Source organism: Bifidobacterium sp. KRGSERBCFTRI (assembly GCF_025908335.1).
Genome location: NZ_CP109653.1, coordinates 246059 through 260750 on the forward strand (window position 1 = coordinate 246059; position 14692 = coordinate 260750).

Consider the following 14692-nt stretch of genomic DNA (forward strand, 5'->3'; position numbering starts at 1 on the left):
CACACCCTCTTTTTGTTTCACGTGAAACAACGTGACGGATAGCTGACTTTTTTGAACGCCTTTTTGAACGCTTTTTTGAACGCCATCTGCAAAACCGCCCGCAACCGTCGTGGAAACTGCATTACAGTAGCAACCATGAGTGATATGCGTGATGTGGTGATTATCGGTTCCGGCCCGGCTGGCTATACTGCCGCGATCTATCTTGGCCGCGCCGGCTTCGAGCCGCTGGTCGTCGCCGGCGCGCTGACGCCCGGCGGCCAGTTGGTCAACACCACCGAAGTGGAGAATTTCCCAGGCTTTCCCGATGGCATCATGGGTCCGGATCTGATGGACAATATGCGCAAGCAGGCGGAACGGTTCGGCACGCATATCGTTTGGGACGATGTTGTTTCGGTTGCTTCGAATGCCGATTCCGGCATCAAAACCGTCACCCTTGACGACGGCGACGTGTACGACGCACGCGCGCTGGTCATCGCAACAGGCTCAAACTATCGTAAGCTGGGCGTGCCAGGCGAGACGGAATACGCAGGCAAAGGTGTATCCTACTGCGCCACCTGCGATGGTTTCTTCTTCCGCAACAAGCCGATTGTGGTGGTCGGCGGCGGCGACAGCGCTTTCGAAGAAGCTGATTTCCTGTCCCGTTTCGGCTCGTCCGTCACCCTTATTCATAGGCGTTCCACGTTCCGTGCTTCCCGCATCATGGTGGAGCGTGCGCAACGCAATCCGAAAATCGATTTCATGCTTGACGCTGTGGTGCAGGAGATTCGCGGCGACGAGAACGGCGTGCAGAAGGTGGAGGTGCGCAACACCGCCACCGAAAAGACCTCTGTAATCCCCGCTAACGGCGTTTTCATGGCGATTGGGCACACTCCTGCCACTGCTTTTCTTAACGGGCTTGTAGACGTCGATTCAGCCGGTTATATCACGGTCGATGGCGCCAGCACGCGTACCAGCGAACCCGGCGTTTTCGCCGCGGGAGACTGCATGGATAGCGTCTATCGGCAGGCCATCAGCGCGGCGGGCATGGGGTGCCGCGCCGCGCTGGATGCGCAGGCTTATCTCGATTCGCTCAAGTAAGGCTCAAATCGTTCAAATCATTATCGCTCGCCGAGCTCGATTGGCTCGGTTCGTTCAGCTCTGCTGCTGCATAAGCAGGTCGACGATGCGTTCCATATCGTCTTCCGATTTGAACACGATTTCGATTCGCCCGTGCTTCTTCGATCCCTTGATGGAGACCTTGGTGCCGAAACGCTGCTCCAGACCAACCTGAACGGGGGTACCAGCCCACGGATTGAGCTTGCTGGCCTTCGGCTTCTTGGGCTGGTCGCTTTCGGCGGCCTTCATCGACACGATTTCCTCGGTGCTGCGTACGGACAACCCCTCGGCGATGATGCGCGTGGCCAGCTGTTCCATATCCGCTTCCGTCGGCAGTCCCAGCAGCGCACGCGCGTGGCCCGCGGACAGCAGTCCGGATGCGACCTTCTTCTGCACGGCGGCCGGCAGGTTGAGCAATCGCAAGGTGTTGGCGATTTGCGGACGGGATTTCGACACCGACTTGGACAGTTGGGCCTGCGTCAGGCCGAAATCGTCGATCATTTGCTGGTAGGCAGCCGCCTCTTCCAGTGGATTCAGCGCGACGCGATGCAGGTTTTCCAGCAGTGCGTCACGTAGCATATCGTCATCGGCGGTGGTTTTGACGATGGCCGGAATCGTTTTCAGGCCGGCGATCTGCGATGCGCGCCAACGACGTTCGCCCATGATGAGCTCGTACATGCTATCCATGCGCCCGTCGAACATGTTGTGCGGTTCGGCCGGTTTGGCTGTGGCTTCCCTGCGGGCGGCTTCGATTTGCGATTGCGGACGCTTGCGTACGACGATTGGCTGCAGTACGCCGACTTCCTTGATGGATTCGGCTAGCTCGCGCAGGTCGTCTTCATCGAAAATGGTACGTGGCTGATGCAGATTGGGACCGACGTCGCTCAAACGCAGTTCAACCAGATATCCACCCTGCACGGGAAGCAGTTCCGGTTCATCCTTCTTATGTTCGGTCGGCGTGGTTTCACGTGAAACACTCCCCTGCTGCTCGCCCTGTTCGGAAGCTGGCTGAGCGGTGGAGCCGAAGAACATGTCCGCGGGATGCGCGCTTTCGTTCAACGAAATCGACGGCATGCTGGCACGACGATGCTGGTTTTTCTTGGTTGTTTCACGTGAAACAGCATGCTTCATCCCCTGCACGGCGTTCACCGATGCCTGTGCGGTAGCGGACGCGCTCTTGGATTCCACATGCTCATCAGTCTTGGAAGCCTTGACTTCTTTGGCGGCAGCGGCAGGCGCCGCATGCTCCTGATGCTGCGGCTCCCCCGGAAGAGAAGGAAACAGTGCGCCAAGACCTTTACCCAAACGCGACTTAGTTGCCATGATCAGTTCTCATTCCTTCTTGCATCGATTGCCTGCAGCACCGTATCGGAACGACGCGAAAGTTCCAGCGCGGCTTCGCAGTACGCGATCGCACCCATGCCCTTGGGGTCGTATGCGATCACGCTTTGGTTGAAGCTTGGCGCTTCGGAAATCTTCACCGTGCGCGGAATGGTGGTGTCGAGCACGATTGTCGGATAGTGCTTCTTCACTTCCCCATGCACTTCGCGGCTCAGCAGCGTGCGCTTGTCGTACATGGTGATGAGCATCGTGGAGACCAGCAGCGACGGATTGTAATGTTCCTGCACCAGTCCGATGGTGTTGATGAGCTGGCCCAAACCTTCCAAGGCGTAATACTCGGCCTGAATCGGAATCAGCATTTCGTGCACGGCGCACATGGCGTTGATCACCAGCAGACCCAGGCTCGGCGGGCAGTCGATGATCACGTAATCGTAATGCTCTTCGCTGGTGGCGAGGAACTCGTCCACCGCGTTCTTCAGCAGCGAGTTGCGATCCGCCATGTCGGCGACCTCAAGTTCGGCGCCACTCAAATCGATGGATGCGGGGACCACGTCGAGGTTGTCGAAATCAGGGCACGTGCACTTGACTTCCGCGATGCGCTTGCGTCCTTCGATGACGTCATACACCGAAGGCTGACCGGAGGCGTGCGGGGCACCCAATGCCGTGGAGGCGTTGCCCTGCGGATCCATATCAATAAGCAGGACCTTGCATCCGAAACGGGCCAAGGCCGCGGACAGGTTCACCGCGGATGTGGTTTTGCCGACGCCACCTTTCTGGTTGGCGACTGCGATCAGGCGCGTTTGGGCCGGCTTCGGGCAGACCGCATGCTCCAATGCCTTGTATCGCGTCGATTCATCAGCGATTTGCGCGCCTACGGGGGATGTCGAGCCTTCGAAGATTCGCTTGATGGTTTCCGTGGCGGATTCCATCGACGTCAAATTGTCTGGTTCTTCAGGTCCAGTCATGAACTAGCCTTCCTATACATATTCAACAATCAAGTTTCATCATTTGGGTGGACAGATTTTCACCTGTTCACGGCCATGTGCACCATTGTGAACAACGGTGGATAGTTGGTGGATAACTCATCCGACCACCCAAAAGTTATCCACAGAACAATCGTTGCAATTCCAAGCTTCTTCAAGATGCTTCGTAACACATTTCCGCGATTGTGGATACTGTGGATAACTCACGCGATTTTGTGGATAACTTATCGCTCGTCCACCATCAGCACATGCGTCGGTTCCAGACCCGGACCGACCTCGGCCTCCACCACGCGGGGATGGATACCGCCGTTTTTGGAGATCTCTTTGGTGGCCTTGACGATTTCCTCCTGCGCGGATCGTCCTTTCAGGGCAACCAGCCGTCCGCCTTTGTCCAGCAACGGCAGCGTCCATCCGGATAGTTTGGTCATCGGCGCGACCGCACGGCAGGTCACCACGGCAAACGGATGCCTGACCGGGATGGGATTTCCGTCGAGATCGACGGCATCCTCTCCCCTGCCCTTCCGGCCACCGTTCGAACCGCGGACGGCTTCGATTACGGCGTTGGCTCGGGAGCGCACTATCGAGACATTGTCCAATCCCATTTCGTCAACGCACTCATGAAGCCATTCGATACGGCGTTCCATCGGTTCCACCAAAGTGAACTGGTGGTCCGGCAGGCAGGCGGCCGCCACGATACCGGGGAATCCTCCACCACTGCCGATATCCGCCACCGTCTTGAATTGCCTCTTGGCCGTTGCTTCACGGATGAACGGTACGATGGCCGCGGAGTTCAGAATATGCCGTTCCCAAATAATACCGACATCGCGTGGCCCTATCAGCCCGCGCGGCTCTCCTTCCGCAGCAAGTTTCACGTGAAACACCTTCAACTTGCCCAATGCATCGCCAAGCACTTCCTCAAGAATCGGCGACCCATCCAATTCGTCATTCACATCACTCATGCACACCATCCTAATCTACAGGCATCAAAAAGCGCCGCGAGAAACTCGCGACGCTTCATGTTTCACGTGAAACTATTTCAGGCTTCGTCGATCTCGTCGGCGTCATCGGCTGCGGAAGCCTTGACGTACACCGTGACGTAACGATGCGGTTCTTCGCCATGGGACCGAGACTTCATGCCTTCCTCGCGCACCACATCATGGATGATCTTGCGTTCGAAGGAGTTCATCGGCTTCAGGTCCACCGGCTCGCCAGTCTCGCGCGCCTCGTCGATGGCATCCAGCGCAAGGTCGTGCAGGCGCTGGCGCTTGCGCTTCAGATAGCCGTCCACGTCCACGATGAGGTGGGACCGCTCGCCGGTCTTCTGTTGTACGGCGAGTCGGGTGAGCTGCTGCAGGGCGTCCACGACTTCGCCGTTGCGTCCGATCAGATGTTTGATGTCGGTGTCGTCGTCGGCAACGATCTGCACGGTCGGACGGTTGTTGCGCACGCCCATTTCGATATCGCCCTCGTAGTCGACGATGTCAAGCAATCCTTCAAGGTAATCGGCAGCGATGTCAGCTTCGTCATTGAGCTGATCGATGGTTTTCTCAGCATCCTGCGCCATGGTGTTTTACTCCTTTGAGCGGGGTTCGTATTATTTCAAGTCTACTGAAAGTCTACTGAAAGTCTACTGATTGGGTTGTATCATATGGGCGATTCGCCCGATACAAAAGCGGTGTGTCCTGCGTTTCACGTGAAACACAGGACACACACTTGATGTTATTTCTTCTTCTTCTTTTTGCGGCTTGGCTGCTGACGCTGGAAGCCGTTCTTTTCCTTCGCCTCCGCGGCCTTCTTGGCTTTCTGCAGCTCCTCCTCTTCGAGGGACGGCAGACCGGCCTTGGCGCGGCGGGCGTTCTCGTGGGCGTGGTCGCGCTTTTCCTTCGCTTCGGCGGCCGGGGATCCCGGAGTCGGGAAGACGTGGATCTGCCAGACGGAACGCAGCAGGTTGCAGATGTTGTTGGTCAACCAGTACACCAGCACTGCGAACGGCATGGCGACGCCGGAGAAGATGTACATGATCGGGAACATCCACAGCATCATCTTCTGCATCATTTCAGTCTGCTTGTTCGCAGCGCTCTGGGCCATGTTGCGCTTCATGCTGTTGTACTGCATGAGCCACAGGCAGAAGCACATCAACGCCACGAAGATGCCGATGATGATCTTGCCGTGGATGTCGGCGGTGGTGAAGTTCTCGGCCACGTTCACGCCGAACACGTTGGTGGAGGTGAACTGCTTGGCGGTGGCGATGTCGAAGGCGCCGAGGCCGGAACCGTTCCTGAACTTGCCACGGGCGATGTATGGAATGGCCGACAGGGTGTAGAACATGCACATGAACACAGGACCCTGCACGAACATAGGCAGCATCGACGTGCAGCCGCCCATCGGGTTCGCGTCGTTGTCCTGGTAGAGCTTCATCATCTCGCGTTGCAAAGCCTCTTTGCTGGCGGGATCGTTCTTGCCTTTGTACTTGTTTTGGATGCGCTGCATCTTGGGCTGCAAAACGGCCATCTGGGCCTGCATCTTGCGCATGCCCTTCATGGACTTGTAGAACAGCGGGAACACGCACGCCTGGACCACAATCACCAGGAACACGATGGACATGACCCACGAGAAACCGATCTCGTTCATGCCCAGCATCACCATGAATCGGTGGAATCCGGCCATAATCTGCGTCATGAGCCACTCGACGGGGTACAGGAGCTTGTACAGCCAGCCCCAGAAACCACTATCGAGGAGGAATTGATCTTGATTCATTACAGGCCATTCTCCTTATCGCCTATAGGTTCATCTACATCCAGAGGCGTGAGACGAGGCTCCTCATGTGCCTTCGACCACGAACATCTGTAAAACAAGGAATAGAGCTGTGGAACGTCGTCGATTCCTCCACGGTTCCACTGGTTGCAACGAAGAAGGCGTAATAACGCAAGAAGGCCACCTTTAAGGCAGCCAAATCGTTCAATCGCCTGAATCGCATAACTGGAGCAGCTGGGATAATACCGGCACCGAGGTGCGGTATGGGCGGAAATATGTTTCTGATACCAGCGGATGAGCCGCACCATCCAATTGCGATGATGCCCCTTGCTCATTGTCGGGAAGCGGTTTTACGTTTCACCGCTTCGAAACACGATGCCATCTGCTGCTCAAGCGACAGGAAATCGGCACGTGCGGCACTTGGCTTGGCACGCAACACGATATCGCAGGATTCAGGTAATAGTGATTCGTACTTTCGTGCAAGCACACGGAAACGCCTTTTCACGGCGTTGCGCGTGACCGCGTTGCCAACAGCTTTGGAAACGGCCAAGCCGACACGGCGGCCTTGCACCGTCGCTGTATCGCCCGTTACGACATCGTCGTGCATCAGATAATGCACGACGATGTCTTCTCGCGATACCCTACGACGGCGTTTGAGCACCGCAACAAAATCGCGATGGCTTTTCAGCCGTTCCACCGCTCTATGCCACTAAAAAATCAGGCAGCGAGGGACTTGCGGCCCTTGGCGCGGCGACGGTTGATCAGAGCGCGGCCTGCGCGGGTGCGCATGCGCTGACGGAAACCGTGCTTCATGTGGCGACGGCGGTTGTTCGGCTGGAATGTCCTCTTCATAATTAATGCTCCCGGTGTTTTTAGCCATGCCAAGGCACGGCTCCTCATGAGTCAAGCTCTACTAAATTACTCTGACCCCTGAACAGATTGTCGCGTCGTCCATTTTTCTTCACATTTTCATGGGGATTCCCCGCATAAAACAATCCACATAATCGTTGCGATTCCGCCGAATTCCCCCACAAAAGTTATCCACAAACTACAACAATGTTATTCACATTTCAATCTTTTCAACACGCACGCCGGTGGATAACTCGGGGAAAAGAGAGTACAAATATACAGTTGCACATCAGTGGTACGTCTGTCGAGAAAGGATTATCCGTGGCTGATAACACGACAACAGATCCTCTCGAGCAGGCTCGTGGGGTGTGGTCCGACGCTTTGGCCCTGCTGCACCAGAATCCGTCGCTGTCCGTACGTGACAAAAGCTGGCTGGAGAACGTCTATCCCGAAGGCATGTGGGGTCCGACCATCATGCTGTGCGTGCCCAGTGAGGCGGCTCAGCAGGCTTTGCAGACCGAATTGAACAAGCCGTTGATGGAGGCGTTGCGCGAATCCGCCGAACAGGACATCTTCCCCGCCTTCAAAATCGTTGAAATGAAGCCGAAAACGGAGGAACAGCCGGAGGAAACCTATCCGCGCTTCTCCCCCGCGAAATCGCCGGCGAAGTCCCCTGCGAACGAGACGATGCAGGGCCAGTTGCCGATTCCCGCGACGATGCCGCCGGAACAGGACCATTTCCAGAGCGGCCAGAACAGGCCGCTGCTCGACCCCGAAACGCATTTGAACAAGAACGCCACCTTCGACACCTTCGTGCCCGGCGATTCCAACCGTTTCGCACGTACCGTGGCGCTGGCCGTGGCGGAGGGTTCCGGCCATGATTTCAATCCGTTGTGTATCTACGGAGGCTCCGGCCTGGGCAAAACCCATTTGCTGAACGCCATCGGCAACTACGCGCTGGTCAAGGACCCCAATCTGAAGGTCCGCTACGTCACCAGTGAGGAATTCACCAACGAATTCATCGAGGCTCTGGCCGATACGAACCAAAGTTCCGGCCAGATCAAGGAATTCAACCGCCGCTACCGCGAGGTCGACGTGCTGCTCATCGACGATATCCAGTTCCTGAGCGGCAAGGACGCGACCCTTGAGCAGTTCTTCCACACGTTCAACACCCTGCATCAGGCCAACAAGCGCATCGTGATCGCCTCCGATGTGCCGCCGAAGGACCTGCAGGGCTTCAACGAACGTCTGATCTCCCGCTTCGAATCGGGCCTGACCGTGGACGTCAAACCGCCGGATCTGGAGACGCGAATCGCCATTCTGCGCATGATCGCCACCATGAACGGCTCCAATATTCCCAACGACGTGTTCAACCTGATCGCGGAACGGTTCACCGAGAACATCCGCGAGCTGGAAGGCGCGCTGAACCGTGTGACCGCCATGGCGTCGCTGAGCAACCAGCCGGTCACCAAAGCCCTTGCGGAGCAGACTTTGCAGGACTTCTTCACCACCGACGTGGAGATCAAGCCCGCGGACATCATCACGCAGGTGGCCAAGTACTTCTATTTGACGTTCGACGACATCGTCGGCCGTTCGCGTACCAAGAAGATCGCGCTGGCACGCCAGATCGCCATGTATCTGGTACGCGAGCTGACCAGCATGAGCCTCAACGACATCGGCCTGGTCTTCGGCGGCAAGGACCACACCACCGTGATGCACGCGTATACGCGCATCAACGACGAGATGCAGGAGAAGCAGGAGATCTACAACTACGTGACCGAGTTGACTCTGCAGCTCAAGCAGCGTTCCAACGACAAGTAACGGAAGCAACCACAACAAACGGCGTATTTCCAACGGTTTTCCTTAGGCTGGTAAATTATTTACCAGCCTTTTTACTATCCGCGTGACACGCCCGGACATAATTTCTTGTACATCGAGTTTTCCACATACATATCCACATTTCGGGGAAAGGTCTGTGGAAAAGCCGTTGGAAACACGGAAAACGGCAGTGGATGACTCGTGGATTATTCACAGTGAATTGTGGATAAGTTTTGCGCGGCCATGAGCCTGTGGATAACCCATGCTCTTATCCACATTCGACTCAGAAGTTATCCACAGGTGACGTCTCGTACTGAAGCGTTGCTGCACTTGGGCTACGCGAGCTTATCCACACTATCCACAGGGCTTATTATTACGAAAGTACGTTTTTCTTACTTTCATCGTCATTCTCGTAATGCGGGGAATTCCCCACGCTTTCGTCGTCGTTGCTCTTATCGCTAGAATGGCATGTGGATCGAACGAAACGAGGAATACCCCATGAAAGTCGAAGTCAATTCCCAAGCTCTTGCCGATGCCGTGGCATGGACCACACGTGTCATCGACGCACGTCCCGCAACCCCGATTCTGGCGGGCATCCGTCTGGAAGCCATTGACGGCACACTCCAGCTTTCCGCCTTCAACTACGCCATTTCCGCACGCCACCACATCGAAGCCGGCGTGGACGAGGCCGGTAGCGTTCTGGTGCTGGGCAAACTGCTTGCCGACATCACCAAGTCGCTGCCCGCTGCGAAAACCTATCTTTCCACCGATGGTTCCACGATGACCATCACGTCGGGCAAGTCGACCTTCACCATGCAGCTCATGCCGGAAAGCGAATATCCGGATCTGCCCGTGGTGCCGACGAAACTGGGTCAGGTGGACTCCCCCACCTTCGCTCAGGCCGTCAACCAGGCGTCCGTCGCGGTCTCCCGTGAGGAGAACCGTCCGGTGCTCACCGGCATCCGCGTCCAGTTCCAGGGCGACAAGGTCATCATGAGCTCCACCGACCGTTTCCGTCTGGCCCGTTCCAGCTTCACCTGGACGCCGGAGGATGCGACCATCAGCACCACCGCTTTGGTCCGTGGCTCGCTGCTGCGCGACATGGCACGTTCGCTGGACGAGCATCAGAACGTCACCATCGATTTCGATGCGGACAACCCGTCCCTGCTGGGCTTCGAGAACGCCGGCCGCGTGTCCACCTCCCAGCTCATCGACGGCGAATTCCCGGCCGTTGACCGCCTGTATGCCGATGAATACCCGATTCATGCCGTCATCAACAAGCAGGCCCTCATCGACGCCATCAAGCGCGTTTCGCTGGTCGCCGAACGCAACGCCCCGATCCGCATGGTCTTCTCCGGCCAGGAGCTGACGCTGTCGGCCGGCACCGCCGACGAAGCACAGGCGAAGGAGATTCTCGACATCGACATGGACGGCGAGGACATCACCGTGGCGTTCAACCCCTCCTATCTGGTCGACGGCCTGAGCGCCATCAGCGAGCCGTTCGTGCGCATGAAGATGACCACCGCGGTCAAGCCCGTGGAATTCAACGGCCAGCAGGAAGCGGATTCCGACGAATCCATGGACTACCGTTACCTGCTCGTTCCGATGCGCTTCAACAACTGATTTCGTTCCACCTGTGGCCCGGACGGCAAGTTCCCGTCCGGGCCACCATGCCATCACCTTCAAGGAATCCCGGTTTTCATGCATATCTCCCGTCTCGCGCTCGACCATTACCGGTCATGGGACCATTGCGTGCTTGATTTCGAACCGGGAATCAACATTCTCCAAGGCTCGAACGGCCTAGGGAAAACCAATATCGTGGAAGCCGTGGAAGTGCTGTCCACCGGCTCCAGCCACCGCACCTCGTCATCGCTGCCGCTGGTCGAAAAAGGCCACCCTTCCGCCACTGTCCGGGCCAACGTCGAAGATGCGGGCGAACAGCGCACATATGAGATCACCATCGCCGCGCGAGGCGCCAACAGGGCGCGCGTGGACGGCGGAAAATCGCAATATATGAGGGATATCGTGGGTTGGGTCCCCTCCGTGTCCTTTACCCCCGAAGACCAGCGGTTGGTGTCTGGCGATCCGGCCACCCGACGGAACTTCCTCAACCAGGCGGCTTCGCTGCTGTTGCCCCGTTATGCGCAGTCGTTGCAACAGTTCACGCACGTTGCCAAACAGCGTGCCGCATTGCTCAAACAGCTGTCCGACGGCTCCGGCATCGATCCCGAATACGGGCGTCAGGCCGTGCTGAGCGGTCTGGAAGTGTGGACCGGCCAATTCATCGCCCTCGGCGTGCAATTGACCAAGGACCGGAACGATGTGATCGGACTGCTGCGCGAGCCGTTCACCCGCATCTATGCTTCGTTGGCGGGCGAAGAGGAACAGGCCGACCTGGTGTATGAGCCGTCCTTCGACGAGGTGCTTCTGTTCGACGAGCCGGCCGCGGAAATCAGCCGTCATTTCCAACGCATCTACCCCGGCGAAGTGGCCCGTGGGCAGAATCTGATCGGACCGCAGCGCGATGATCTGACATTGCGGCTCAACGACATGCCAGCCCGCGAATTCGCTTCGAACGGCGAGATGTGGACAATGGCGTTGGCCCTGAAAATGGCGCTGTACGAAGTGGTTTCGGCGCAGCGCGACGTCAAGCCGATCGTGATACTCGACGATGTGTTCGCCCAGCTCGACGAGTCCCGTCGCGGGCAGATCCTCGACTTCGCGCGACGGCAGGACCAGGTGCTGATCACCGTCGCCGCGGCAAGCGATATTCCGCAAGGCGAGGCGCATGTCATCGACGTTGCCGCGCTGCGTGCGCAATCGCAGGAGACGGACGGCGATATCGCGGCGATGGCGGCCATGCTTGCCGCCGGACGTGGCGCGCAATCGCAAGGAATCGAGGCCGAATCCTAATGCCGAAACCACCAATCTGCGAACTGCTGAACCTCGACCAACGCAAACTGCCGGCCGAAGTGTTCGACCGCATCAGCGACCGTGCCGGGCGGCTCAAGGAACGCGAGGAACGCGCGCGCAAGGCGTGGGAAAGCTTCGGCAAACCCGGACGCGATCCGGAAACCGTCGGCAGCCTGTTCAATCTGCTGGCATCGAACGGCGCATGGATACCCCACCTCAAAATGGCGCAGATGCGCGACCATTGGGACCAGGTGGTGGGCGTGGAGAACGCGAAGCACTCCTACCCCGCCAGCCTGCGAGACGGCGTGCTGACGATACGTTGCGACAGCCCGGCCTGGACCACCACCCTGTCGTATATGACGCCGTTGCTGACGGACACCATCCGCAGGAAACTCGAAGGTCTGACCATCAATGAGGTGAGGGTCACCGGCCCGCAGAGCCAAGGGTTCAGCCGTGGGCGTATCTCAAGGAAGATTCGCTACTGAGGGCTATTGCGAAGTCGACTTACAATCGACCTCTCTGACAGGAGAGATCGATTGTGGCGCGCGTGAAACAGGCCGTTGCGACGGGGTTTACGGAGGTTTTCCGGCTCGTCGGACGCGTTCGGAACCATGCCGAAGCCGTTGAAAACCGTTGAATTCCAAGGACAAATGTCTATAGCGCGCTGTCCCCCTCCATGAGTAGAATATCCAGCAGTGTATGTAAACGCCTAGAAGGGGCCTTTATTTGCGTTCTAGGTGGTATCACCTGCGGAAATGACCCTTGATGGCGGGAAAAATGCAGGAAGGAATCTCTGTGGCAGACCTTGATGCGGATTCGCTGAACGAATCAGCTGAAAACACGCAGGAAGATCAGATTCAGGATCAGATCCAGAACGACCAGCTCGAAGATGCGCAACTTGACGATTCGCTGTCTCCGGAACACTACGACGCGTCCGATCTGAGGGTGCTGGAAGGCCTTGAGGCGGTGCGTATCCGCCCGGGCATGTATATCGGCTCCACCGGCCCTCGCGGCCTGCACCATCTGGTGTATGAGATCGTCGACAACTCCGTCGACGAGGCGCTTGCCGGCTACGCGTCGCACATCGAAGTGACGATTCTGCCGGACGGCGGCGTGCGTGTGGTGGACGACGGCCGAGGCATCCCGGTCGACGAAGTGCCGGGTGAAGGCATCTCCGGTGTCGAAACCGTGATGACCAAGCTGCACGCTGGCGGCAAGTTCGGTGGCGGCGGCTACGCGGTTTCCGGCGGCCTGCACGGCGTGGGCATCTCCGTGGTGAACGCGCTGTCCACCCGCGTGGACATCGAAGTGCGCCGTCAGGGCTTCCACTGGACCCAGACCTACATCGACCAGAAGCCGACCGCGCGTCTGCTCAAGGGCAAGCCGATGGAGGAAGGCGAGTCCACCGGCACTTCCGTGACCTTCTGGGCCGATGGCAAGATCTTCGAAACCACCACCTACGATTTCGAGATCCTGCGCAACCGCTTCCAGCAGATGGCGTTCCTGAACAAGGGCCTGAAGATCTCCCTGACCGACCTGCGCGAGCCCGACCAGGCCGGCGACGAGGTTTCCGGCGAGGAATCCGAAACCGAAGACAAGTTCCAGACCGTCACCTACCAGTACAACGACGGCATCAAGGACTACGTCGACTACCTGGTGAAGTCCCGCAAGGCCACCCCGGTCGAACCGGACGTCATCGACTTCGAGGCCGAGGACCTGAAGATCGGCATCTCCGCGGAAATCGCCATGCAGTGGACCACCGCGTATTCCGAAGCCGTGCACACCTTCGCCAACACCATCTCCACCACCGAAGGCGGCACCCATGAGGAAGGCTTCCGCGCCGCGCTGACCTCGCTGGTCAACCGTTACGCCCGCGAGAAGAACATCCTCAAGGACAAGGACGAGAACCTGTCCGGCGACGACGTGCGCGAAGGCCTGACCGCCGTCGTGTCCGTCAAGCTCACCAACCCGCAGTTCGAAGGCCAGACCAAGACCAAGCTCGGCAACTCCGAAGCGAAGACCTTCGTGCAGCGCGTCATGACCGACAAGCTCGGCGACTGGTTCGACGCCCACCCGAACGAGGCCAAGAACATCATCCAGAAGGCCATCGAGGCCTCCCGTGCGCGTCTGGCCGCCAAGAAGGCACGTGAGAACACCCGCCGCAAGTCGATCTTCGAATCGGCCGGCATGCCGGACAAGCTCAAGGACTGCCAGTCCAACAACCCCGAAGAATGCGAGCTGTTCATCGTGGAGGGTGATTCCGCAGGCGGCTCCGCCATCCAGGGACGCAACCCGATCACGCAGGCCATCCTGCCTCTGCGAGGCAAGATCCTCAACACCGAGCGCGCAAGCCTGGACCGCATGATGAAGTCGGACACCATCGAATCGCTGATCACCGCCGTCGGCGGCGGCTACGGCGAGGACTTCGACCTCAACAAGGTGCGCTACCACAAGGTCATCATCATGGCCGATGCAGATGTGGACGGCGCGCATATCGCAACCCTGAACCTGACGCTGTTCTTCCGCTACATGCGTCCGATGATCACCGCCGGCTACGTGTACGTGGCCATGCCGCCGCTGTACCGCCTCAAGTGGACCAAGGGCCCGCACGACTTCGTGTACACCGACGCCGAACGCGACCGCGTGCTCGCCGAAGGCAAGGCCGCGGGCCGCCAGCTGCCGAAGGGCGAAGGCATCCAGCGCTACAAGGGTCTGGGCGAGATGAGCTACCAGGAACTGTGGGAGACCACCATGGATCCTGACCATCGCATTCTGAAGCAGGTGCAGATCGAAGACGCGGCCGCGGCCGACGAGACCTTCTCCATGCTCATGGGCGACGAAGTCGAACCACGTCGTCTGTTCATCCAGCGCAACGCACGCAACGTCAGCTGGATCGACGCGTAAACGCGTAGGGTTTCGCAGGACTTCAAAGCAAGGAT

General features: G+C 58.3%; 14 protein-coding genes. 6 read left to right on the forward strand and 8 right to left on the reverse strand.

All coding sequences use genetic code 11. The features are described from left to right. The first annotated feature begins 135 nt into the window (after nt 1-135). Entirely contained in the window at nt 136-1077 is a 942-nt protein-coding gene (gene trxB / locus OGI63_RS01005; RefSeq protein ID WP_011743914.1) for a thioredoxin-disulfide reductase, read from the forward strand. A 54-nt stretch (nt 1078-1131) separates the two neighbouring features. Here trxB and OGI63_RS01010 read toward each other — a convergent pair whose 3' ends face one another. The 8 genes from OGI63_RS01010 to rpmH form a co-directional block, all read right to left on the reverse strand. Next, nucleotides 1132-2418, reverse strand: a complete 1287-nt coding sequence (locus tag OGI63_RS01010; protein ID WP_011743915.1) for a ParB/RepB/Spo0J family partition protein — start codon at nt 2416-2418, stop codon at nt 1132-1134. A 2-nt stretch (nt 2419-2420) separates the two neighbouring features. After that, on the reverse strand, nt 2421-3365 hold the full coding sequence (locus OGI63_RS01015) for a ParA family protein (protein WP_003807153.1): 945 nt from the start codon (nt 3363-3365) through the stop codon (nt 2421-2423). Nucleotides 3366-3643: 278 nt separating this feature from the next. Beyond that, nucleotides 3644-4378, reverse strand: coding sequence for a 16S rRNA (guanine(527)-N(7))-methyltransferase RsmG (gene rsmG / locus OGI63_RS01020; protein ID WP_041777455.1), 735 nt, complete (start codon nt 4376-4378; stop codon nt 3644-3646). Between the two features lie 77 nt (nt 4379-4455). After that, the gene (locus tag OGI63_RS01025; protein ID WP_011743917.1) at nt 4456-4983 is read right to left on the reverse strand and encodes a protein jag; all 528 of its coding nucleotides are present in this window, start codon (nt 4981-4983) and stop codon (nt 4456-4458) included. A gap of 155 nt (nt 4984-5138) precedes the next feature. Continuing rightward, complete coding sequence (gene yidC / locus OGI63_RS01030) at nt 5139-6176, reverse strand: membrane protein insertase YidC (RefSeq protein ID WP_011743918.1); 1038 nt, start codon at nt 6174-6176, stop codon at nt 5139-5141. After that, entirely contained in the window at nt 6176-6481 is a 306-nt protein-coding gene (gene yidD, locus OGI63_RS01035; protein WP_011743919.1) for a membrane protein insertion efficiency factor YidD, read from the reverse strand. The genes yidC and yidD overlap by 1 nt, the downstream gene beginning before the upstream one ends. Nucleotides 6482-6504: 23 nt before the next feature. Further along, nucleotides 6505-6870, reverse strand: coding sequence for a ribonuclease P protein component (rnpA, locus tag OGI63_RS01040; protein ID WP_003807160.1), 366 nt, complete (start codon nt 6868-6870; stop codon nt 6505-6507). Between the two features lie 20 nt (nt 6871-6890). Beyond that, on the reverse strand, nt 6891-7025 hold the full coding sequence (gene rpmH / locus OGI63_RS01045; RefSeq protein WP_003807168.1) for a 50S ribosomal protein L34: 135 nt from the start codon (nt 7023-7025) through the stop codon (nt 6891-6893). A 318-nt stretch (nt 7026-7343) separates the two neighbouring features. Here rpmH and dnaA point away from each other — a divergent pair, with 318 nt between their 5' ends. From dnaA to gyrB, 5 genes are all read left to right on the forward strand, one after another. Further along, on the forward strand, nt 7344-8843 hold the full coding sequence (gene dnaA / locus OGI63_RS01050; RefSeq protein WP_003807173.1) for a chromosomal replication initiator protein DnaA: 1500 nt from the start codon (nt 7344-7346) through the stop codon (nt 8841-8843). A 495-nt stretch (nt 8844-9338) separates the two neighbouring features. Continuing rightward, nucleotides 9339-10463: a DNA polymerase III subunit beta gene (gene dnaN / locus OGI63_RS01055; RefSeq protein WP_011742562.1), complete on the forward strand. Its 1125-nt coding sequence runs from the start codon at nt 9339-9341 to the stop codon at nt 10461-10463. Between the two features lie 78 nt (nt 10464-10541). Further along, on the forward strand, nt 10542-11753 hold the full coding sequence (recF, locus tag OGI63_RS01060; RefSeq protein WP_011742563.1) for a DNA replication/repair protein RecF: 1212 nt from the start codon (nt 10542-10544) through the stop codon (nt 11751-11753). Continuing rightward, nucleotides 11753-12238, forward strand: coding sequence for a DUF721 domain-containing protein (locus OGI63_RS01065; RefSeq protein WP_003807180.1), 486 nt, complete (start codon nt 11753-11755; stop codon nt 12236-12238). The genes recF and OGI63_RS01065 overlap by 1 nt, the downstream gene beginning before the upstream one ends. Before the next feature lie 292 nt (nt 12239-12530). Next, nucleotides 12531-14657, forward strand: a complete 2127-nt coding sequence (gyrB, locus tag OGI63_RS01070; RefSeq protein WP_033499638.1) for a DNA topoisomerase (ATP-hydrolyzing) subunit B — start codon at nt 12531-12533, stop codon at nt 14655-14657. The last annotated feature ends 35 nt before the right edge of the window (nt 14658-14692 follow it).

Excerpts from the sequence above, each read along its gene's own strand:
- trxB (WP_011743914.1), top strand. The coding sequence starts at position 136 with ATGAGTGATATGCGTGATGTGGTGATTATCGGTTCCGGCCCGGCTGGC.
- recF (WP_011742563.1), top strand. The coding sequence starts at position 10,542 with ATGCATATCTCCCGTCTCGCGCTCGACCATTACCGGTCATGGGACCAT.
- yidC (WP_011743918.1), bottom strand. The coding sequence starts at position 6,176 with ATGAATCAAGATCAATTCCTCCTCGATAGTGGTTTCTGGGGCTGGCTG.
- gyrB (WP_033499638.1), top strand. The coding sequence starts at position 12,531 with ATGCAGGAAGGAATCTCTGTGGCAGACCTTGATGCGGATTCGCTGAAC.
- OGI63_RS01065 (WP_003807180.1), top strand. The coding sequence starts at position 11,753 with ATGCCGAAACCACCAATCTGCGAACTGCTGAACCTCGACCAACGCAAA.
- yidD (WP_011743919.1), bottom strand. The coding sequence starts at position 6,481 with ATGGTGCGGCTCATCCGCTGGTATCAGAAACATATTTCCGCCCATACC.
- OGI63_RS01025 (WP_011743917.1), bottom strand. The coding sequence starts at position 4,983 with ATGGCGCAGGATGCTGAGAAAACCATCGATCAGCTCAATGACGAAGCT.
- rpmH (WP_003807168.1), bottom strand. The coding sequence starts at position 7,025 with ATGAAGAGGACATTCCAGCCGAACAACCGCCGTCGCCACATGAAGCAC.
- dnaN (WP_011742562.1), top strand. The coding sequence starts at position 9,339 with ATGAAAGTCGAAGTCAATTCCCAAGCTCTTGCCGATGCCGTGGCATGG.
- rsmG (WP_041777455.1), bottom strand. The coding sequence starts at position 4,378 with ATGAGTGATGTGAATGACGAATTGGATGGGTCGCCGATTCTTGAGGAA.
- OGI63_RS01015 (WP_003807153.1), bottom strand. The coding sequence starts at position 3,365 with ATGGAATCCGCCACGGAAACCATCAAGCGAATCTTCGAAGGCTCGACA.
- OGI63_RS01010 (WP_011743915.1), bottom strand. The coding sequence starts at position 2,418 with ATGGCAACTAAGTCGCGTTTGGGTAAAGGTCTTGGCGCACTGTTTCCT.